This window comes from Spirochaetales bacterium (assembly GCA_016930085.1).
Lineage (GTDB): Bacteria > Spirochaetota > Spirochaetia > SZUA-6 > JAFGRV01 > JAFGHO01.
On record JAFGHO010000057.1, the window covers coordinates 34,311 to 55,596 of the forward strand.

The 21,286-nt window shown below is 50.4% G+C and carries 18 protein-coding genes; 5 read left to right on the forward strand and 13 right to left on the reverse strand.

The annotated features are described in order from the left end of the window. Window positions 1-132: 132 nt before the first annotated feature. Genes coaD through JW881_09360 form a run of 4 tightly spaced genes read left to right on the forward strand, consistent with a single transcriptional unit; the run spans window position 133 to window position 5,044 of the window. Entirely contained in the window at window positions 133-1,899 is a 1,767-nt protein-coding gene (gene coaD / locus JW881_09345) for a pantetheine-phosphate adenylyltransferase (GenBank protein ID MBN1697706.1), read from the forward strand. Between the two features lie 3 nt (window positions 1,900-1,902). Further along, the gene (locus JW881_09350; protein MBN1697707.1) at window positions 1,903-3,417 is read left to right on the forward strand and encodes an NAD(P)/FAD-dependent oxidoreductase; all 1,515 of its coding nucleotides are present in this window, start codon (window positions 1,903-1,905) and stop codon (window positions 3,415-3,417) included. Further along, on the forward strand, window positions 3,398-4,669 hold the full coding sequence (locus tag JW881_09355; GenBank protein MBN1697708.1) for an FAD-dependent oxidoreductase: 1,272 nt from the start codon (window positions 3,398-3,400) through the stop codon (window positions 4,667-4,669). The genes JW881_09350 and JW881_09355 overlap by 20 nt, the downstream gene beginning before the upstream one ends. A gap of 15 nt (window positions 4,670-4,684) precedes the next feature. Next, window positions 4,685-5,044, forward strand: coding sequence for a DUF1667 domain-containing protein (locus JW881_09360; GenBank protein ID MBN1697709.1), 360 nt, complete (start codon window positions 4,685-4,687; stop codon window positions 5,042-5,044). Window positions 5,045-5,135: 91 nt separating this feature from the next. Here JW881_09360 and JW881_09365 read toward each other — a convergent pair whose 3' ends face one another. From JW881_09365 to JW881_09420, 12 genes are all read right to left on the reverse strand, one after another. Further along, on the reverse strand, window positions 5,136-5,987 hold the full coding sequence (locus JW881_09365) for a carbohydrate ABC transporter permease (protein MBN1697710.1): 852 nt from the start codon (window positions 5,985-5,987) through the stop codon (window positions 5,136-5,138). A gap of 38 nt (window positions 5,988-6,025) precedes the next feature. Then, window positions 6,026-7,003 (reverse strand): sugar ABC transporter permease, encoded by a 978-nt coding sequence (locus tag JW881_09370; protein MBN1697711.1) that lies wholly within the window; start codon window positions 7,001-7,003, stop codon window positions 6,026-6,028. 128 nt (window positions 7,004-7,131) lie between these two features. Continuing rightward, window positions 7,132-8,400: a carbohydrate ABC transporter substrate-binding protein gene (locus JW881_09375; GenBank protein MBN1697712.1), complete on the reverse strand. Its 1,269-nt coding sequence runs from the start codon at window positions 8,398-8,400 to the stop codon at window positions 7,132-7,134. 127 nt (window positions 8,401-8,527) lie between these two features. Next, the gene (locus JW881_09380) at window positions 8,528-8,824 is read right to left on the reverse strand and encodes a BON domain-containing protein (GenBank protein MBN1697713.1); all 297 of its coding nucleotides are present in this window, start codon (window positions 8,822-8,824) and stop codon (window positions 8,528-8,530) included. A gap of 82 nt (window positions 8,825-8,906) precedes the next feature. Beyond that, window positions 8,907-9,155, reverse strand: a complete 249-nt coding sequence (locus tag JW881_09385; GenBank protein MBN1697714.1) for a hypothetical protein — start codon at window positions 9,153-9,155, stop codon at window positions 8,907-8,909. 177 nt (window positions 9,156-9,332) lie between these two features. Continuing rightward, window positions 9,333-12,542, reverse strand: coding sequence for a beta-phosphoglucomutase family hydrolase (locus JW881_09390; protein ID MBN1697715.1), 3,210 nt, complete (start codon window positions 12,540-12,542; stop codon window positions 9,333-9,335). Between the two features lie 70 nt (window positions 12,543-12,612). Then, entirely contained in the window at window positions 12,613-13,845 is a 1,233-nt protein-coding gene (locus tag JW881_09395) for a hypothetical protein (GenBank protein MBN1697716.1), read from the reverse strand. Between the two features lie 200 nt (window positions 13,846-14,045). Beyond that, on the reverse strand, window positions 14,046-15,296 hold the full coding sequence (locus tag JW881_09400) for a hypothetical protein (GenBank protein MBN1697717.1): 1,251 nt from the start codon (window positions 15,294-15,296) through the stop codon (window positions 14,046-14,048). Next, entirely contained in the window at window positions 15,293-15,988 is a 696-nt protein-coding gene (locus JW881_09405) for an ABC transporter ATP-binding protein (GenBank protein MBN1697718.1), read from the reverse strand. Before JW881_09405 ends, JW881_09400 begins: the two co-directional genes overlap by 4 nt. 21 nt (window positions 15,989-16,009) lie before the next feature. After that, window positions 16,010-17,230, reverse strand: a complete 1,221-nt coding sequence (locus JW881_09410) for an ABC transporter permease (GenBank protein MBN1697719.1) — start codon at window positions 17,228-17,230, stop codon at window positions 16,010-16,012. Window positions 17,231-17,266: 36 nt separating this feature from the next. Continuing rightward, complete coding sequence (locus tag JW881_09415) at window positions 17,267-18,481, reverse strand: ABC transporter permease (protein ID MBN1697720.1); 1,215 nt, start codon at window positions 18,479-18,481, stop codon at window positions 17,267-17,269. A 37-nt stretch (window positions 18,482-18,518) separates the two neighbouring features. Then, entirely contained in the window at window positions 18,519-19,301 is a 783-nt protein-coding gene (locus JW881_09420; GenBank protein MBN1697721.1) for an outer membrane lipoprotein-sorting protein, read from the reverse strand. 228 nt (window positions 19,302-19,529) lie between these two features. On the opposite strand from JW881_09420, the gene JW881_09425 reads away from it, so the two are divergent. Then, window positions 19,530-19,988 (forward strand): hypothetical protein, encoded by a 459-nt coding sequence (locus JW881_09425; protein ID MBN1697722.1) that lies wholly within the window; start codon window positions 19,530-19,532, stop codon window positions 19,986-19,988. An 82-nt stretch (window positions 19,989-20,070) separates the two neighbouring features. Here JW881_09425 and manA read toward each other — a convergent pair whose 3' ends face one another. Beyond that, on the reverse strand, window positions 20,071-21,282 hold the full coding sequence (gene manA, locus JW881_09430; GenBank protein ID MBN1697723.1) for a mannose-6-phosphate isomerase, class I: 1,212 nt from the start codon (window positions 21,280-21,282) through the stop codon (window positions 20,071-20,073). Window positions 21,283-21,286 lie beyond the last annotated feature (4 nt).

A 21,286-nucleotide genomic window follows, 5' to 3' on the forward strand; every position in this document is an offset into this window, starting at 1 on the left:
CCGTTAAAACCCCATGTCCGGTTATGAACGACGGGGGTACGGACCCGATTGTCCGAATACGAAAATAATGATAGAATAGCGGAAAGACCGGTATACCAGTGCGGCGTTTTCTGTTTTTCATAAAGGAGTCGTATGAAAAAGGCGATTTATGCATTTTCCGGCGACCCGATTACCTTCGGGCATATCGATATCGTCAAGCGGGCGACACGCGTTTTCGATGAGGTGACGGTCGGTATCGGTGTCAATCCGGGAAAGCGGTATACCTTCACCCTTGAAGAGCGGACGCAGATGGCGAGGAAATCCCTTGCCGGGATCGAGCATGTCAAGGTGGTCGCGTTCAAGGGGCTTCTGGTCGATTATGCCTTTGAACACGGGATACCGGTGATTATCAAGGGGGTGAGAAACGCGGCCGATTTCGATTACGAGGTAATGCTTCATCATCTGAGTGAAAGTCAGAAACTCGACATCGATACCTATATGCTGCCCGCGAAACAGGATCTCACCCATGTGAGTTCAAGCGCCGCCAAAGCCCTTCAGCAGGAACACGGCCTCGTTCATGAATATGTCCCCCTCCATGTAAAAATGTGCCTGGAAGCGAAAATGTCAGGGCAATATATTATCGGGATTACCGGAGAAATCGGGACCGGTAAATCCTATGTCAGTGAAAAAATCAGGGAATTGGGTTTGATTCACCATATCCCCGTCTTTCATATCGAACTCGATCATATCGGGCATCGAATCCTGGGAGACCTCACGGAGCCCCTTTACCAAAAGGTGAGGGAGGAGATCGAAAAAAAATTCGGGAGTGAAGTAAGACTCAAAGACGGCGGTATCAACAGAAAGGTACTCGGAGAAATCGTTTTCTCCAATCGTGAGAAACTGGAGGAACTCAATACCCTCCTCTATCTGCCGCTTATGGTCCGTTTACGTCACGAACTTCACGGGAAAAAAGGCCTTATCCTCTTCAATGCGGCCCTTATAGCGGAAGGGGGCATGTCGAATCTTTGTAACAATAATGTCGTTCTTGTCACCGCGGACAGGGAAAGTCAGGAGCGCCGGCTCAGGGAACGCGACCTCACGAAAACCCAGATACGGAAACGGCTTCAAAGTCAGTTCAATACGGATCAGAAGACACAAACCATCATGGCCCGGATTGAAAGCTCACGGCAGGGCGTCATGTGGCGCTACGACAATTCGGATTCGACCGATCCGAATGAAACAAGGAATCTCTTTTACAGGATCATCAATCATGTGGATATGTATGGTGAACTCAGGTTCCAATCACTCTGGGAACGCTTGACGCAACAGACGAATTACAGGCAGGTATACGACCGGCTTCTTCAGTCGTATTCCGAGAAGACGCGCGCATATCACACGCTTTCGCATATAGTCCGGGGGCTGGAAGAGATCGTCGGTGTCATGGATATGCTTCAGGATAGCGATGCCCTTTCGTGCGCGTGGTGGTTCCATGACGTTATTTACCGGCCGCATGCCGCGACCAACGAACGTGAGAGTGCCGGATATGCCGGGAATGTATTGAGGGACGCGGGCTGCGGTGAGGGATTTATCGCAAAGGTAACGGCCCTGATTCGAAATACCGATCATACGGGACCGGCAATACAAGACGATGCGCTAAAGCAGCCGGATGCCGATATGATACGTGATATCGACCTTTCCGTGCTTGGTACATCCTGGGAAGATTTTCGCGCGTATGAAGAAAAAATAAAGAGTGAATACTCGATGATGTCACCCGTGGAATACCGGGATAAAAGAACGGAGATGCTAAAGGAGATGCTCAAACGTCCTTCCATTTATCTCTCCGATTATTTCAGAACCCGTTATGAAACACGGGCGCGTGAGAATATCGAACGGCTGCTTTCGAGGGGACTGGAGACATAGGGCATGAGCATCCCCCTCTATGATATCGTCATTATCGGTGCGGGTGTCTCGGGCAGCGCGATCGCGCGGAAGCTTTCCGAATATCGACTCGATGTCGCCGTTCTGGAAAAACATGTCGATGTTTCATTCGGCGTCTCGAAAGCCAACTCGGGAATTATTCATGCGGGATTTCACCATAAGCCCGGCGCACTCAAAACCACACTCGAGACACGGGGAAACAGGATGTTCGACGAGTTGCATCGGGAACTCAATTTCCCGTTCAAAAGAATCGGCATCATCGTCTGTGCCTTTTCCTATGAAGAAATGAAAGTCATCAATGTCCTCCATGAGCAGGGGATAAAAAACGGTGTCGAGGGAATCGTTATCTGCAACAGGGACAAGATACATGAACTCGAACCGGGACTCAACCGTGACGTGATCGGGGGACTCTACGCGCCCTCGGGCGGCATTATCGAACCGTATCAGTTCGTCTTTTCGCTTATGGAATCCGCCCGAAAAAACGGTGTCGATCTCCATACCGATTTCAATGTCGAACGCGCCGAATATTCCGCGGGAGTCTATACCCTTTATTCCACCTACAATGAAAAGGTCAGGTCGCGTTATGTGATCAATGCTGCTGGACTCCACGCGGATGATGTGTCGAGAATTCTTCATGCTGATGATTTCAAAATAATCCCGAGAAAGGGAGAGGAGTATATACTCGAAAGAAACGCGAAAGGGTTCCCCCGTCAGGTGATTTTTCCCGTTCCCCGCTCGAATTCGAAGGGAATTCTCATCATACCCACGGTTTATGGAACGATGATGATCGGCCCCACGGCGGAAGATATCAACGACAAGGAAGATTACTCAACGACATATAAAAATCTGGAAGAAGTATTTTCGGAAGCCCGGAGGATGGTGGACGCCATATCGAAGAAGGAAATTATCACATCCTTCGCCGGGCTGCGTCCGACGTTGAAAGGAAACGATTTTTATATCGATCTATCGAAAAAGGCGCCAAACGTCATACAGGTTGCCGGCATTCAGTCGCCGGGGCTTACCGCCTCGCCGGCCATCGCTTTGTATGTGACCGGGTTGCTCGAGGACCGCGGTTTGCGACTCGTCAAAAAAAGGCGTTTCGATCCGGTTATCGGGAAACCCCACCGGATACGTGATTCCGGTGCCGAAGAGATCACCAAACTTATTGAAAAAGATCCATCGTACGGGCATGTCGTCTGCAGGTGTGAATGTGTCAGTGAAGCGGAGGTTGTCGAGGCGATTCGAAAAGGCCATACGACACTCGACGGTATCAAATTTTATACGCGTGCCGGAATGGGAAGGTGCCAGGGAGGCTTTTGTACCTACAAGATAATGAAAATTCTCATGCGGGAGACGGGAACGGGGGCTGACGAATTGACCAAACGCGGCGGTATGAGTTTTCTTATTCAGGGTCATATATCCACGGATGGGTGGTACCCGGAAAAGAATGCATCGCAACAGCCGGAAAAGGCGGAAAACCATGAACCAGCGGACCGGTAAAGCCTATGATGCCGTCATTATCGGCGGCGGGGCGGCCGGTATGGCCGCCGCCGTGCGTTGTGCGGAAAAGGGGCTCGAATGTGCGATTGTCGACCGTGAAGAAACTCTCGGGGGAATACTGTACCAGTGTATTCATAACGGTTTCGGCATTCACGAGTTCCGGGAAGAACTTACCGGGCCAGAATATGCCGAGCGGTATGTGGGTGAAATCGGGCGTCGTGCGGCCGTCGATGTCTTTCTCAACTCGACGGTGGTCGGTATCGATGCCGGGACCCCGAAAAAGCGGGTGATCGTTTATTCTCCCTTCTACGGTGTGCTCGTTCTTACGGCCCCGGCCGTTATTCTCTGCATGGGATGCCGCGAACGAAACCGCGGCAATATAGGTACTGCGGGGACGCGTCCGTCTGGTATTTTTACCGCAGGGCTTGCCCAGCGATTGATCAATATCGAAGGATATGTTCCGGGAAGAAACGCCGTGATCATGGGTTCCGGCGATATCGGTCTCATTATGGCAAGGCGAATGACATGGATCGGTGCGAAGGTATCTGGGGTAACGGAAATTCTTCCCTATCCCTCGGGATTGAGCAGGAACATCAGCCAATGCCTCAATGATTTCAATATCCCCCTTTATCTGAGTCACCTGGTTACCGGAATTTTCGGACGCGACAGGGTGGCCGGGGTCGAGGTCGCGCCACTGGTCGACGGCAAGGCCGATCACAAACGGGCTTTTTCCATCGAATGCGACACAATCCTTCTTTCGGTGGGACTGATTCCGGAGAACGAATTGTCAAAGGAAATCGGCGTTGCCATCAATCAGGATACCCACGGGCCCTATGTCGATGCGAATTATATGACATCCGTCGAAGGAGTATTTGCCTGCGGGAACGTCCTGCATGTCCACGACCTGGTGGATTTTGTTTCGGAAGAATCGAGGCGGTGCGCCGATTGTGTCGCCCGTTATTTGACATCCGAGGGACCGCCACCTTCTCAGGGAACGGTAAAGGCGGGACCGAATGTCATCTATGTCGTTCCGAACAAGTTTCATTACCAAAAGGACACTATATTGTTTTTCCGCCCCTTTATCGTGAAAAACAATGTCATGCTTTCCGTTTCACTGAACGGGAAGGTCGTCAGGACGAAAAAACTTCTGCACGTACAGCCTTCGGAAATGGTTCGGACGATTTTGAAGCCGGCCGATGTCGAAAAGGCAGATCCGGGGGACCACAATGTGGTTGAAATTTCCCTCCGGTGAAAAGGATAACGAACAATGAAAAAGGAGATGATCTGTATTTCATGTCCCCTCGGGTGCCGCCTGGTCGTCTCACAGGATGAAGACGGTTCGGTGGGTGTGACGGGTAATCAATGCCCCCGGGGTGAGGTATACGGGCGGGAAGAGTTTTCCGCCCCGAAACGGATCGTCACCGCGACGGTGAAAACAAAATCACTCAAGAACCCGTACGTTCCGGTTAAAACCGACAAGCCCCTTCTCAGGGAACATATCCGTCCCCTGCTTCGACGCCTGTACGGCATGACGGTCGGCGTCCCGGTTTCCTGCGGAGATATTCTGATTCATGATGTTGAAGGAACCGGGACAAACGTCGTCTTCACGAGGTCGCTCGGGGAATGATTCCGCCCCGGCGGTAATGAACGGCCTTTTTTTACAATGATACGGCACGCGTATTTCTTGAGAGGGAACCTCACCGGTGCCTCATATGGAATTATTCCTTTACCGAGCCCGCCGTGATGCCGCGGATAAAATATTTCTGCATCGAAAAGAAAATGATCATGGGGAGCATCATCGAAATGAAAGCCGCTGCGGTCAGATATTGCCATCCGCTTCCGTATGAACTCGTGAGGTGACTTATGGTCACGGTCATCGGTGCGACATCGGGGGTCCCGCCGAGATAGATCAGCGCGACGAGCAGATCGTTCCACACCCACATGAACTGGAAAATGGCAAGCGAGGCGATGGCGGGGACGGAGGTCGGAAGGATGATCGCGATAAAAATCCGGAGATGGGAGGCGCCGTCCATTTTTGCCGACTCGAGCATCTGGAAGGGCAGTTCATCGATAAAATTTCTCAATAGATATATTGAAAAGGGGAGTCCGTAGGCCGTATGGGCCAGCCATATACCCAAAAATGTACCGGTGAGATGCAGCCGGTTAAAGACACGTAAAACGGGGATCAGGGTCATCTGAATCGGAACGACGAGAAAGCCCACAATGCAGAGAAAGAGGAGGTTTCTGCCGGGAAACCGCATCCATGAAAAGGCATAGGCGGCAAACGCGGCGATAATGGTGGGGAATATCGTCGCCGGAATCGCGATCATGAGGCTGTTCAGGAAGCTGCGGCCCATGTTGTTCGTATCGATGACGTGGATATAATTGTCCAGCGTAAACTGAAAGGGTGTCCGAAAGGCGGTCCACCAGCCGGACTGGTTGATGAGATGGCGCGGCCGCAGTGAACTCACAAGGAGACCAAGCGAGGGCATGATCCAGATGATGCAGATGAGGATAATGACAAGATGCACGGGAAACGCGAAAACTCCTTTTACGAGTTTTCTCCCCATTTCAATCTTTTTCACATCGGAAGCGGATTTCTTTTTCATTACGATACTCCACGTGAAAAGCGTCTGATATTCATGACGACAACGGGGATAACGGCGATCAACAGGATGACGGCGATGGCGCCCGCCCTGCCGAAGTTTCTGAAGGTGAACATTTCCTTGTACATCCTGTTCGCGATCACTTCGGTCTCGAGATTGCCATTGGTCATGACATAGATGATATCGAAAATTTTTAAAACATTGATGACGAAATAGGTGACCACAACGGTGATCGTTCTCGCCATTAGCGGAAGGATGATTCGGAAAAATATGGCGATCTCACCCGCGCCGTCGATTCGCGCCGCGTCGATAAGATCTGCCGATATCCCCTTCAGGCTTGCAGAGAATATCACCAGAGCGAAACCGGTCCATATCCATATGCCGACGAGAATTAGCGCCCAGTTGTTGAATGCGGGATTGAAAAGCCATGCCTGGGGTTCGAAATCGGGAAACATGAACGAAAGGACCGCGTTCAGGGTCCCGATCTGCGGCTCACCTTTCGGTTTGTATGTATACATGAACTTCCAGATAATCCCGGCGGCCACAAACGAAATACAGGCGGGGAGGAAAACGATCGCTTTTGCGGCGACTTCATACCGTATTCTGTCCGTCAGGACCGCGAGTATCAGACCCAATACGACGGTGACAAGGGTAAAAAAGACGATCCACAGCAGATTGTTCCTGAGTGCGACAAGCATGTGCTTGTTGGTAAAAATGAAAGCGTAGTTGTCGAATCCGACGATCTCACTCGAATCGGCATTCATGAAACTGATGATGATCGTATTGATTATCGGGTACACAAGGAAAAACAACAGGACGCCCAGAGAAGGTGCCAGCCAGAGCCACGGCAGGAGGGTCGCACCCCTCCTCCCGCTTTTTCTTGAGGCTGATATACGCTCTGTCGCGAACATATACAAAAAGAAGACAAAAGGTATGGCAAGCCCATAAGCGATTGCGATAATGATTTTCTGCATGGTCATCCGCCGTCATTTTTCATCGAGATCGAACTATTCTCCCCGTCATTAATCACAATGAAGCGGGAGTGCATGAAACATTCCCGCTTCATTATCGTTGAACGGCTCAGGGCCGTCATCACGGTCGGTAGAGGTTATTCATAAACATCCTTGCGGACATTTTCCAGTCCGGCCAGAATTTCATCGAGCCGTTCCGGATTCCTGACATAGTCGATTGTCGCGGACCAGAAAGCCGAATTGATTTCACTCGGCATCATGTCCGACGCGTCGAATACGACCGTATCGGCGTCGTTTAAGATTCTCGCGAACTCCTTGTCGATATCCGTTTCGTAGGCGTCGATCGACAGGTTTTTGTTCGGCATGGTCGCACCCGTTTGGGCGAAATACGCCTGGGCTTCCGCAGTCGCGAGATAATTCATAAAGGCCTTTACCCCCGGCGTGTCATTGAAGGCAACGAGAACGTCGCCCCCGATTTCGACCGCCGAATACGAGGGGTTGATGGGGGGGAGCACAAAGAAATTGAAATTCGCGGGGTATGAGAGGTCGGGGAAATTATCCCGTATCATACCGGCCATAAAGCTCGCCTGCTGGATCATATAGGCTTTCGGCGGACTGGAAAAAACCGGATTGGCCGCGTCCTGGAAACTTGTGGAAATGACGCCGTCCCTTCCGCCATAGACCATTTTGTTATCGGCGGCGATGGCGCCGAAACGTTTCCACGCGAGTGTTACCTGCTCCGATGTCCATGCGAGTTTTCCTTCATACCAGTCACGGTAGGACTCCGGCCCGAATGAACGGACAAATATATTTTCTATCCAGTCCGTGGCCGGCCAACCGCTTGCGTCTCCCGATTCGATACCCACGGCCCAGGGTGTTTTTCCCTGATCGACGATATCGTTCGAGATCGCAAGCAACTGATCCCAGCTTTCCGGAACCGATACACCGGCATCGGCAAAAGCCTCCGGGCTGTAGTAGACCAGTCCCTTGACCGCGGTTTTAAAGAACAATCCGTAAAATTTGCCGTCAACGGAACCGAGATCGAGCCATGTCTGCGAATACCCTTCCCGGATCTTTTTCATATCGACGATGGTATTCAGCGCGAGGAGTTTTCCTTCTTTTGCGAGATCCACGACCAGTGAGAGTTGCGGAAGAATCGCGATATCGGGCGGATTTCCCGCCTCGACTCTCGATGTGAGAATCGCATTTATGTCGCGCGTGGATTCAAACTCGACCTTGACATTGTTCGAACGCTCGAAATTGTCAATGATCTTGTTGAATACCTCGAGTTCACTGCCGCCCCATACGCCGAGCACGGTGACATTCGATTCTTTCGGCTGGCATGCCGCCAGAAAAAACAAAGCGGCACACACGATACACATAATGAAAACTCTTCGTTTTTTCATATAACCTCCTTAATATTGGTAAAAATATAACAACAGACTAAAACTATCAGAAATTAGACGATTAACATTAAGTGGCATATTCTATTTATTACTGATCATTTTCCCACTCCCGAAAGTGTTTTCATGCCTATGGTGTCTGGAAACCGGGATCGATCGTTATGTTGTTTTCCACCGTGGCGTTATCTTCCACCTTCTTTTCGACTATTTCACCCGCCCGGTCTTTGTCTGTTTCGTTGTTGACCTTTCCGAACAATTCGATCGATATTGTGCCGGTCGCCTTTTTACCAGTCACATTGACGGAAATATTCGTCGCATCGGTGATGTCGGCGTCCTGCTGGATCGCTTCGATGAGTTCGCGGCGCAGGTTTTCCGTTTCCTTTTTATCATTGTTGACAATCGCCATTCGATATTTGATCAAATCCATGATAATTCCTCCTTCTTGTATTTATATTTCTCCTTAACACGCTACCATAAATGCTCCCTTGTTATAAATGATTGGTATCGCGTTACCGTTGATCTCTTTCCGGAAAGTACCGGCCGGATCCGCCGATTTCATTCGCGAAAATCACCGCAAGGTCGTATTCGGTGAAAAACGGAAGCTGTTTGAAATCTTCGGTTTGCGGGATACTGTTCGTGACATCGAGTTTCCGCAACGAATATTTCTTCCGCATTTCCATGATTCTTCGATAAGCCTTTTTCGAAAAGAGGTTGTGGGAAATACCCATATACAATTCCCCGATACCTTTTTCTTCCATGAGTCTTTTCGCGACCTGATAAACCGGTTGTAGATGCGGGACACTTCGGATGCGAATCCGGAAGAGGACTCACATGAGGCGATGATCAGGGGCCCCCGTTTCAAACAGGCGTTGTTTTCATCCGTTTCCGCTCCATATTCCGCAGCCGCCGTCTCTCCGTCCGAATGTGAAAAAATATCAGCCATCTTCTTGCTTCCTTTCTTTTTCATGATTTCGCGGCATATAGGCGAATACCGTTTTTCTGCCGAATTTCAGGCGATACGTTTTCCCGTTGATCTCAATCGCGGGGCTTTCTCCCGTTCCCGTCACGGTCACCGTTACTTTTTCCCTGTCGATGTGAAGACGATACCGGTTGTCTTTATATTTGAAGGCAAAAGAAAGGCATTTCCAGTGAGAAGGAAGTTCGGGCATGATATGGATGTAATCGGTAAAGAGATTGATCCCCGCAAAACTGTTGAATATAATCCTTATACTGCCGCCCATCACCCCGGTGTGAATGCCTTCCTGGGTCGTGCCCCCCTGAATGTCCGAGATATCGCTTTTCATGACCGTCAGGAACCTTTCCCATTTCTCGGATGTGTGCGTGGAAAGATATTTCACGATCGACGCGTGGACGATGTGGCTGAGGGTCGACCCATTGGTGGTAATGCCGGAATAGTACTCGTAATTCCTCTTGAACAATTCCTCCGGGCTGAGTCCGGTATCATAGCCCATGATATCAAGAATATGATTGACCTGCCCCGGTGCGATAAGATAATAGACCATCAGGACATCCGCCTGTTTTGCCATCTTGTATCTGTTTGGTGTGTCTCCCTCGGATTTGAGAATTCTGTCCATCCTGTGAATGTCCCCGTATTTTTCACGGTACGCCTTGAAATCGAGATCCTTGAGTTTGGAGAAACCGTCGAATTGAGATATAATCCCGTTTTCCTGCAAGACGACCTTGAGTTTGCTGCGTATCGCTTTCCATTTCTCTTTTTCTTCCGGCTCGAAGCCGATCTTTTTCGAAAGACGTTCGGTAATCGCGGCCGGCATTTCGTCCATCATCTTAATCCCCTTGTGCAGAAGCCAGCCGACCATTATATTGGTGTATGCATTGTCCCTGAATCCGCCTTTTTCGCTTCCGGGATATTTTTCGTGGAATTCGTCCGGCCCCATCACCCCTTCGATGTGATATTTCCCGTCGGCATCCTCAAAATGTGCAAGACTCGCCCAGAACCTGATGATTTCAATGATCATTTCAGCCCCGTAATTGTATAAGAAATCCGTATCCATGGTGGTATAAAAATACCGGAAAATATTATAGAGAATCGCGATAGAGACATGCCGCTGCAGGCTGCTGAGATCCGGATCCCATTCTCCGGAAAGGGGATTGAAATGAAGGGTCTGTGATTCCTCTTTTCCGCTGTCCGCCGACTGCCATGGATACATCGCCCCGGCGTATCCGGCCCTGCGGGCGGATTCCCGTGCCGCATCGAGTCTGTGGTACCGGTACATAAGCAGGGAGCGGGAGATGCCGGGAAAATGAAGATTGTAAAAAGGAAGGATGAACACTGTATCCCAGAAGATATGGCCCCGATAAGCCTCGCCGTGCAGTCCCCTGGCCGGGAGCCCCGCATCGATATATTTGTTGTGCTCCGAGGCTGTCGACATCAGATGATACAGGTGCAGCCTGACCGCTTTTTGAACGAACCGGTCCCCGTGAATCTCGATATCGCTCACCTGCCAGAGTTTGTGCCATTCCAGTGTATGGGACTGCAGCATGGTATCGAATGACCCGATATGATCAAGGCTTTTCACCCAGTCATGTTCGGGATTGTCCGAGTCCCTGTCATTGGAGGTGAAAATACTCACCAGCTTGTGGATTTCCACCGCTTCGCCTTTGAGACAGTCTATCGTGAGGGTTTGCGAAATATATCCTGCATCGATAGTCGTTTCCCTTACCGGATTCCCCTTTTTGTGCTTCGAGGCGATCAATGTTTTCGCCCCGGTAAATATCGATATTTTCGATGTATTGGTCCGGGTCACGAGAAACATGGTGTCGTCCGCTTCATGTTCGGAGACCGATGAAAGGTGATTCGAGCTGAGATTCCGGTAACGCTCCACCCCGTAGTTGATGACCGTCCCGTCAAGGGCTGAAATGACGGTGACCGGCTCCGAATAATTACGGGGAATGACGACGACTTTCAGGGCGGCATAATGCGGATTGGCCATACTCGCGAACCTGTATGTTTTGAATGTCGTTATCCGGTTTTTTTCGTCCTTGAAGGTGATTTCCCTTTTCAGAACGGCATTTTTCATATCGAGTTCCTGCCTGTATTCCAGAATCTCCGATTCGTAGAGGGAGGCGATGCCCGAATCGCCGATTTTGATCTGTAAAAGCAGCCAGTTTGGGCAATTGACCAGATCGTTATTGTAAATCGTGTTACCGTGAATTTCAGTCGGAAGCCGGTTGTAGACACCGGCGATATAGGTGCCGGGGTAATGATACTCGGAGGATTTCTCACTCACGAGGCATCCTCGTGTTCCGAAATACCCGTTCCCTACGGTCGTCAGGGCCTCCCGCAGTTTTTCTTCACCCGGTTTATGGCTTCGGTACAAAAGAGACCACCCGTCCTTTGCGAGCCCCTCATCGAACCAGTGTTTTATGGCTTTATAGTCGACTTCACCAAGGTGCCTCACCACCATATCGGCCCCGTGGGCGTAAAGCGCGTCCGAGTTGTTTCCGTTACGGGAGATTCCGATGACGAGGGAGAAGTTTCCGTTGCTTCCGGCCTCAACACCCGAAAGCGCGTCTTCCACCATCACGCACTCGTCGGGCGTAAGCCCGAGCCGCCGGGCGGCCTCGATGAAAATATCGGGGGCCGGTTTGCCGTTCAGCTTCATTTCTTTTGAAACAAGCCCACCGACAACTGCCTGAAAGAGATCGATGATACCCGTTTTTTCGAGGATATACCGGCAGTTTTTACTGGACGAGGCCACCCCGAGTCGTATCCCCTTTTTTTTGAGACTCCGTATAAACGCAATGGCCCCTTCGTAGACTTCCACTCCTTCCGTGGAAACCAGTTCGCGAAACGTTTCGTTTTTTTTGTTTCCGATTCCGCAAATGCTCTTCTTTTCTCCGCTGTCTCCCGGTTCACCGTAGGTAAGTGAAATATCGCGGGATGAGAGGAAACTTTGAACGCCGTCATAACGCGGCTTGCCGTCGACAAAGGGAATATAATCTTCCTCATATTCAAACGGACGATATTTTTTTCCTTCCTCGCTTCCTTTTTTTTCGAGGAAGGCGTCGAATGTTTTTTTCCAGGCTTTGTAATGGACGAGTGCGGTTCGAGTGATGACGCCGTCGAGATCGAATACAATCCCTCTGAACTGCCGTAATTTCATGTGCAAAAAAACTCCTTTCTGATTATATAATAATATACCCGTACAGGGGAGGGTATTCCGATGCCCACCGCTAACGGAGGAACCTCCTTTCGCATTGGAGGCCCGCCGCAAACAATATGGCCACAAGAATATCGGGATTATCGGTAAAAAAGCTTTCGGGACAGACCGAGGCGACCTGGTTCCGGAGACCGGTATCCCCGGTGACGAATATCGAAATTATATTCCCGCGGCCCCTCTCCATCGCTTTGCGGAGCATGGGAAGGTCTGAAAAGGTGTCTCCGCAGACAAGGGTGGTTTTACCGAGAATACCGCCCTCGATGTTGCCGTCGATAAAAAGGACACCGTCGCCTTTATCAAAGTCTTTCAGCGCCCGGTCCTTTTCCTTTACCGTCAGCAGGATCTCGAGATCCTTGCCGGTTTCTTCCGTCCTGAAGAAAATGCATTCGGGATCCGTTATGCGAATAATCTCTCTTACGCGCCGGATGAAATCCCGTGATTTTTCTTTGGGAACCGATTCGAAGGTGTCCTGATAGGCGATTGTCGTTTGCCCGAATTTTTGCTGGAATCCGGACCCGATCTGAAGGAAAAGCCGGTTTTCGCCTTCTTTCAATAACGCGCTTATCCTTTCATTGAGTGTTTTCAGTATCTTTTTTTCCTGCGGTGTGAGGGGCCAGATGTGTTTCCTTCGTTTTTCGTCCATGAACTCCCTTCCCTTGGAACCGGCGTGGATAAAAAGGTGGAACGGATCGATGACCACATCGAGCATGTCCCGCAATGGGGCCGATGAGAGAATCACGGCGCGGCCGGTCAGGGCCTGAGCGAACGAGGTCAGATACACCGCGTTATAGATCGACTGGACCGACGTCCGGTACCGGGCGCAGTAATTGTTGATCGTTCCGTCACGGTCGGTGACGAGATTTCGAATCCGAAAACCGGAAAGGAATTTGACGCCGTTGCGTACCTGTGATGCGAATTCTGTATGGATACGGGCCAGATAATCGGTCAATGAATCCTTGCGGCCGGGGGAGAGAAACTCGATATCTTTTTCGAGTTCCTTTATTTCGTAACTCACATCCACTTTCATCTTCCGGCTGAACGGGGTATCGAGAAGGGCGTTTCCGTCCGACTTCGGTATGTCATTGAGCGCGTCAAGGATGGATTGCAGGATCCGGATGTCATTCGCCGCCCATCTTCTGTTTTTAAAATATGCTTTCACCATTTTCTTCCGGATCGTCATGGTCTTCCGGACCGCCCTGTAGAGGTCGTCAAGTGAATTAATGCTTCCGTGTCTTTCTTTAATCATCTTGTCATTGTCCTCTCCGTTTGATTACCACAAGCAAACGAATTCCAAAGGAAGTTCGACGTCCAAAAGAAGTTGCTCCTTTGGAGATGGTTTTAACTTCAGCCGTCTTCCGTCCGGAGTCGGTGACGGAAGCCCCCGCATATTCAGCCTGAAAGCGAAACCGTGACGACCGATGGGTAACCGGATACCGTATCCGGCTTCTAAAAATAAATCCTCAAAGAAGTATGGACGACCATGGGATATGCACCGAATTCGGATCCGTACGATGTTACAATACCGCCGAGACTCTCCGGTTCCTTTCCCAGTCCTGCCGAGATCCCTCCGGTCAAGTAGATGTTTTCAGCGAAATTGTATTCAATCTCCGAACTCAGAAGAAAGGATTGATCGCAGATGTTGAAAAGAATCAGGGTCGAAATAGGCAATAGCGGGGTTATCTGATACGTGAATCCGGCCCCGAGATAATGAGTTCCCATGAGCGGGGTCTTTCCATCATCATATGCCGGATTATCGCCGGGATTTACAGGAATATCTGCGTAGTCAGCAGGATCTGTTTTTCCGGCCGAATTGAAATGATATTCGATAAAACCGTAGAACGAGTTGTTGAATTGATAATCGATTCCGGCCGATGTTTTGACATAGGTATGATCAGTACGCGGATTCTCCCCTCCGGCGGCAAAGGTGTCCGGGATGACGGTGACACCCTCTATCCACGTCCCCGCCTTTCCGATCGGGCGTGTGATATCGACACCGATAAGAAGGTCTTCCCGGTCGTCCATGACTAGGACAAAGGCGTCAGTTTCGAGGAAGTAGCCCTTGATTCGCAGGAAGAAAGCGCTTTCTTCGATGAGGAGATCTTTCCCTCCCGCGAACCCAAGATCGATCTCGTTCATCATGCCGAAGGGGATACGTACCCTGACCGCGTCGATTCCCTTTTTCGTTCCCGTGTCCGTCCTGGTGAGCCCCTGTTGACCGAAGATGTCCGAGGGGTTGATGACATGCGCGCTTCCCCATGAAACAAGCTGTCTCCCGATATACACGTCCGCGAACGGCAGATATATCGTCGCGGCAAGCCCGGCAAGGTCGATGTAAAGACCGATATTTTCCGCATCCGCGTCGCCCGGAGGCAGGATACGTTCCGGTGGGTCTGCGATAAGAAAATTATCATCGGCTCGTCCGCCGGTTAAAACGATATCCTGCGGGAGGCCTTCCGGAAGCAGTCTGACGGAAAGGGAACCTGAGGCGGAAAACTCGAGCCATTCCGAAGGAGAGAGTTTCATTTCCGCATCGAGCGGAGAGAGGGCATAGCCGTAAAAGCGATTTTCGAACATCGGATTATACAATCCGTATAACGAGGATGAGTATGTCCCGTGAAACGAACAATCCGCGCCGTACAGGGGAAAAGCCGAAAGCAATACGGCGGACGCCAGGAATATTCCGGTCGATTTCCTCATTGCTTTTTTTCCTTTAAAATTACCCCGTCTTCCAGTATGATTACCCGCCGGGCCCGTTCGACGACATGCTGGTCGTGTGTCGAAAAGACAAAAGTCATTCCGGTCTCTTCATTCAGGCTTCGCATCATATCCAGCAGACTGCCGCCCGTTTTTGAATCGAGATTGGCGGTCGGTTCGTCCGCGAGGATAAGTCCTGGTGAGGAAACCATGGCGCGCGCGACCGCCACCCGCTGCTGCTGGCCGCCCGAAAGTTTATTCGGGAATCTGTCGTGAAAGTCTTCCATACCCATATTTTTTAATATCGACGTAATCCTCTTATGGCGTTCGTTTTTCGGAACCCCCTGAAGCATCATCACGTATTCGATGTTTTCCTCGACCGTGAGGACGGGGATGAGGTTGTAGGCCTGGAAAATGAAACCGATATTGTCCCTTCTGAAATCGGAAAGTTCATTTCCGCTCATATTCGAAATGAGTTTTCCGTTGAGCCATATTTCTCCTTCCGTCGGCGAATCGAGACCGGTCGCGACATTCAAAAAAGTCGTTTTCCCGGACCCGGAAGGCCCGACGATCGCGGTAAACTCCCCTTTTTCGATGGTAAGGGTTACCCCACGCAGGGCGTGAACGACGACACCGTCCGTCCGGTAGTCCTTTTTTACGTTCTTCGCTTCGATAATAATCCTGTCATTGCCCATAGTATAACCTCTCCTCCCATATCAAAGTGTTCGCTGCAATGCCCTGACAATACGCATTTTACTCATGAACCGGGCAGGATATATGCTTACCACAACGGTAAACAGCAGAATGATAAGCGGATAGATGATAAATTGCCGCGGCTGGAAAACGGTATAAATCCGTTCCCGGAATGTCGCCCCCGCCAACTCAAGCCCCGTATAATCGATGCCGGCAACGGCAAAATAGCCATTGAGCGCACATCCGAGAATAAGACCGATACCAATCGAATATAGTGCCAGAAAAGCGGCTTCGGTTGTAATGAGCAGTCCCGTCACCACCGGCCTTGTCCCGATTGCCCGTAATACACCGAATTCGAACAGCCTTTCGTAGAGTGACATAAAAAGCGTATTGACGATGCCGAAAACGATTACCGCGAATACAATAACCACCATAACGGCAACCGAAACATCTGTCAACGCCAGGACATTACTCATCTGGGGAACGAGTGCCGGCCACGCCGCCGCGCTGTTGCCGTCGATCGAATAGGTTTGCTCGAACCGCCTCCCGTGGCGGACCGCATAATCGGAGGAGGTAAAGGTAACGGCGATTTCATGGATATCGTTCCCCAATCCCATCATCTCCTGTGAGTCTTTGAGGGTGATAAAGGCAACCGACTCGTCCATGTCACGGCTGTTTATTTTGAATATCCCCCGGACGCGAAAGAGGTTCTGGGAAAGCTCACCCCCGTTCACTTTTGAAAGGGTAAGAACGATCCTGCTTCCCGTCGTCGCTTCAAGGCGTTCTGCGAGCTTTTTGCCGATTAACACCCCGCCCTTCGACTCTTCCAAATAGTCCCCTAAGACGATGCTTTCATCGATTTTAGAAAGCGCGGGTTCGGATGAGGGATCGATCCCGTATATCATGACGGAACCGATGTTCGACGGCGATGAAATCGTCCCGAACCCTATCGCCCGCCGCGTAATATTGTCGATTGTCGCGTCGGTTGAGAGTCCGGAAACAAGATCTGCCTCTCCGGCAATCGTCTTGTCGCTGTTCTGTGTGTCGGTAAAACCTTCCCGGTGTATCTGCGCTTCTCCCAGGAAGGTTGCGGTCACCGAATCGATGAGGTTTTCTTTCATCCCGATAACCAGGGCGTCGGTAAACATCAGTGAGGCGAGTCCCACACCGATAATGAGACCTGTCAGGAAAGCCCTCTTTCTGTTCCTGAAAATATTACGCAGCGCCATTTTGATAAAAAACATCCTTTTTCTCCTTGTTATCTCATCGATGAATACGTTTCAGATGGTACGCATCGTGATCGCCGGTTCGGTACGCGCGGCCTTTATTGCCGGAAAGACCGATACGATGAAAGCCGTTCCAATAACCGTGATTGCCGGAAGGAAAAACGACTGGATGGTAAGCTCCGATTTCATTGACTCGATATACATCCCCCCCCATTCGAGCGGCCGGCTGAGCGGTATCCCGTGCTGTGAGAGAAGGGCATTGACCACGAATCCGATTACAGCACCCATCAGTATGCTCGCCAATGATAAAAGAAGTGTTTCGCTTATCACCATCCTGACTATTTGCATAGGCCGGGTCCCCAATGCCCGGAGGACGCCGTATTCCTTCTGCCGTTCCAGCACCGCCATGAGTATGGTATTCAGCACGGTAATGGCGACAACCAGTATAATAACCATGAGCATGATATACATGCCGCCTTTATCAGCCTGCATCGCACGGTAGAACTCTTGTGCAAATACCTGCCAGGGGACCACTTCCAGGTCGGGGTCGTTGAGTCTCGCTTTTATTGTTTTCACGGTGTCGTCGACCCTGCCGAGGCTGGAAACGGTAATGACGATTTCGTGCACGCCGCCGCCGAGCACGAAGAGGTCCTGCGCCGCCCCGAGCGTCAGATAGATGGAACTTCTGTCGGCGGCCGGATCTCCCGTATCGATGATTCCGGCTACCTCATACCGGTCGTTGGCGATGGAGCCGTCTGCGGCCTGGGAAACGATCACAACGGAATCAAGCGGTTTTGTTTCGAGTATGCCGGCAAGGGTGGTACCGAGCAGGACGTCCTTCGGGTTTTCACCGAAGTACCTGCCGTCCTTCACTTTCCGGACCATGTTCGTGGTTTCGTTTTCCGTTTTCGGCTCCACACCGATTATTCTCACCCCCGTACTTTTGTCCCCAGATGAAAGGAGGCCGTATGAATAGATTCGCGCGGTATGGGAATCGACATCTTCGATCTCATCGAGTACCTCGTCGATGCGGCCGGTCTCTTCGATTGACGTATAGATATCCGGTTTGTCGAGGTAGCCGTTTCTGTGAATCTGGATGTGCCCGAGTTCGTTTCCGGTAAAATTATCGATGATGGAATTGTATGTCCCGTCGGCCCAGCCGATTGAAATACAGGCGAGGACATATCCGACAAACATACTCAAACCGGTAAAAACGGTACGTTTTTTTTGTCTGAACAGGTTTCGGAACGCGACTTTCATCGATATCATGTTTTCTTCCTTATATAACCATTCATTGAAATATCGGTCAAAATTTTCTTAAATTCCGCAATGTGAAAAACGAATCCGGAACCGCTTGTTCGAAATCGAGTTCAAGATACTCGAGCACCGTGCTGTTTTCTTTTTCACCGGTGGGGATCAGTTCGATGACGGAGGGGATTTCCCGCCCGTTGAACGTTTTAATGTCCCGGTAATACATGGTCCTCATCAGTTCGTCATTCTCCGAATAGAATCGCTGCCATTTCGGGATCAGCGAGCCGGGTATAACCGCCATGACGACATACTCCCAGACGATCGGCCTCCCTTCCCTGGGCGTACATTTGATATAGAGCGTATTTTCGTCCCCGTCGTCGACCTCAGTGTATTCAAAACGATAATCCTTGACAAAGGTGAACTCACTGACAAGGTCGTTGTTGTTGAAATCTGATCCCATCCATGAACTCATCATCATCGAAGGCGGTATTTTTATCACCTTGTTGGTTTTCGGAAGATAATTCCACATTTCGTTTTCGATCCGCAATGTGCCGACACCGCGTTCCTTTTCCGGCTCGAGAATACGGATCAGGGTTTTTTCAGTGCCTTTTGTCCACACCCTCATCCGCAACGACCTCTTCCAGTGGGGGTTGGTGATGTTCATCAGCAAAACGCCGTAACTGGAGTCCGCCCTGTACAGATCGTCGATACGTTTGACGACATCGTCAATCGGGGGCCGCTTTTGCGCGGCGAGGGGGACGGCGCTTACAACTGCGAGTAGTAAACACAATCCGAATAAACATCCCGTACGACGCAATAAATGTCCATGATGGTTCACGATATGTATTCCTTTCACGCTAAAAGAATAAAAAAAAAATCGGGCAAACGTAATGACCTGATCATACAAATTATTGATCTTTTTCCCTCTCGCACTCAAACGACATGCCTTTATAAAGACTTTTTCGACGATTTTTGACAATATAGTGAAAAAAAAACGTGTATTGCCGACAATGGAATGGTAGAGGTATAACGGTATTCATGAAACAGAAAGAAGAGGAAAAGGATCATGCAAAAACGTTACGGTTCGATACTTGATCAGAACAATATATTGTTTTTTTACAAGCATACCTGCGGGGAGGTTCAGCACATGAGGCGGCAGCAATGGGCGATTACCTGTTACTGCCTCGCACTCAATATACTCCTTCTCGGTGTTTTTATGATGCTTGAAAACAGGAATCCCATGTTCTACGAGCCGGCGGTGCTTGTGATCCTGTCGGTTTGTATTACCATCATCGGTATCATATATCTTTTTTTGACACAGAACGAAATCATAAAATTCAATTTGCGATTAAGAAGGATTCATAAAAACCTGCCTGACGACAAATATCTGATTCTCGAGAAACCGTCGATGAAATTTACCACATTCAGTTATCACGTTTTTACCGTCATCGTTCCGTTTATCGTTATCATCATCGTATCGACGGTGATCGTCTCGTATATCATTTTGAAAAACATCTTTATCTGAGGATCGTTGAAAGACCGTTGGAAACCGACCTCCGGTAAAGCGGCATTGTCGGTTCCTTTCGAAACACGGACTGCGTGAGCCGTTAACAGGGAAGCGGAACGGCCGCTTTATAGAGAAGCGCGTTCCCCGAAATCTCATACCGCCGAAGCCGGGCCGGAATCAGGATCGATCTCCCGCGTCTCATCGGTATCTCCCGCTCGTCATCGCTTCCGCGAACAGAGGCGTTCCCTTCCGTGCAGATGATGATTTCAATGCTTCGATCGGCCGGGCTTCTGTAGGGTCTTCCGGGGGTGACCGCACACGATGAAAGCAGAAACTCTTCGGCTGGGGTGGCGTAGCGTTTTTCATGATTGCGATTCTGGCGGGGACGGAGGATGGAAACGGGATGCTCCCTGAAATCGATGATGTTACACAACTCCGGTATATCGATATGTTTGGGGGTAAGCCCCCCGCGGAGGACATTATCGGAGTTGGCCATCAGTTCGATGCCGACGCCGTTCAGATACGAATGTAGCCGGCACGCCGGCAGAAACATCGCTTCGCCCGGTTTAAGGTTGACGAGATTGAGAAGCAATACGGCAAAGATACCGGTATCGGAAGGATATTCCCTGAAAATATCGCATATCCATCTGCACGACGGTGAATTGTCCGCGTTCGCGCGGGCGAATGCATGGACCGCCTCGATTGCCTCCCTCTTTTCATCGTCTCCCATGGTCATGATCGAACGGAAAAAGGCTTTCAGGCCGGACTCCTCCCGTCCGCATTCGATGAGGTCGAGCCGACTCATGAGGGCGGCGCTTCCTGTTTTTCGAATGGTGTCCGTGATGTCATGTATCGGTCTGAACCCGTTCAAAGCCCAGAAGGGGGTGAGTGCGCAGATAATTTCCGGTTTATGATTTTTATCACGATACACGCGATACGGGGCGTCAAGGGGGATTCCCTTTTCGTTTTCTCGCCTGAACCCTTCTTCAGCCTGCACTCGATCCGGATGTGCCTGAATCGAAAGGGGCTTTTCCGAAGCAAGCACCTTGAAGAGAAACGGAAGCTTTTTATCGAATCTCTGTACAACATATTCGCCGAGTATTCCTTCCGGGTCCGATTCGATAACATCGATAAGCGAAACCTCGCCGTTATCCTGCGTCACCTTCGAAGGCCCGCGCGGGTGCGCTCCCATCCACAGTTCGGCTTCGGGGCGGGGTGAAGGGATATTCCTGCCTAAAAGCATTGAAATATAACTGCGGCTTCCCCATGCGTATTCCTGTATCGTGTTGTGAAGCACAAATATATCGGCCATATTT

What these genes read in the sequence shown, in the direction of transcription:
- coaD (MBN1697706.1), top strand. Translation starts at nt 133, where the DNA reads ATGAAAAAGGCGATTTATGCATTTTCCGGCGACCCGATTACCTTCGGG.
- JW881_09415 (MBN1697720.1), bottom strand. Translation starts at nt 18,481, where the DNA reads ATGATATCGATGAAAGTCGCGTTCCGAAACCTGTTCAGACAAAAAAAA.
- manA (MBN1697723.1), bottom strand. Translation starts at nt 21,282, where the DNA reads ATGGCCGATATATTTGTGCTTCACAACACGATACAGGAATACGCATGG.
- JW881_09395 (MBN1697716.1), bottom strand. Translation starts at nt 13,845, where the DNA reads ATGATTAAAGAAAGACACGGAAGCATTAATTCACTTGACGACCTCTAC.
- JW881_09410 (MBN1697719.1), bottom strand. Translation starts at nt 17,230, where the DNA reads ATGTTTTTTATCAAAATGGCGCTGCGTAATATTTTCAGGAACAGAAAG.
- JW881_09385 (MBN1697714.1), bottom strand. Translation starts at nt 9,155, where the DNA reads ATGGAAGAAAAAGGTATCGGGGAATTGTATATGGGTATTTCCCACAAC.
- JW881_09405 (MBN1697718.1), bottom strand. Translation starts at nt 15,988, where the DNA reads ATGGGCAATGACAGGATTATTATCGAAGCGAAGAACGTAAAAAAGGAC.
- JW881_09375 (MBN1697712.1), bottom strand. Translation starts at nt 8,400, where the DNA reads ATGAAAAAACGAAGAGTTTTCATTATGTGTATCGTGTGTGCCGCTTTG.
- JW881_09360 (MBN1697709.1), top strand. Translation starts at nt 4,685, where the DNA reads ATGAAAAAGGAGATGATCTGTATTTCATGTCCCCTCGGGTGCCGCCTG.
- JW881_09365 (MBN1697710.1), bottom strand. Translation starts at nt 5,987, where the DNA reads ATGGGGAGAAAACTCGTAAAAGGAGTTTTCGCGTTTCCCGTGCATCTT.
- JW881_09400 (MBN1697717.1), bottom strand. Translation starts at nt 15,296, where the DNA reads ATGAGGAAATCGACCGGAATATTCCTGGCGTCCGCCGTATTGCTTTCG.
- JW881_09350 (MBN1697707.1), top strand. Translation starts at nt 1,903, where the DNA reads ATGAGCATCCCCCTCTATGATATCGTCATTATCGGTGCGGGTGTCTCG.
- JW881_09355 (MBN1697708.1), top strand. Translation starts at nt 3,398, where the DNA reads ATGAACCAGCGGACCGGTAAAGCCTATGATGCCGTCATTATCGGCGGC.
- JW881_09380 (MBN1697713.1), bottom strand. Translation starts at nt 8,824, where the DNA reads ATGGATTTGATCAAATATCGAATGGCGATTGTCAACAATGATAAAAAG.
- JW881_09370 (MBN1697711.1), bottom strand. Translation starts at nt 7,003, where the DNA reads ATGACCATGCAGAAAATCATTATCGCAATCGCTTATGGGCTTGCCATA.
- JW881_09390 (MBN1697715.1), bottom strand. Translation starts at nt 12,542, where the DNA reads ATGAAATTACGGCAGTTCAGAGGGATTGTATTCGATCTCGACGGCGTC.
- JW881_09425 (MBN1697722.1), top strand. Translation starts at nt 19,530, where the DNA reads ATGCAAAAACGTTACGGTTCGATACTTGATCAGAACAATATATTGTTT.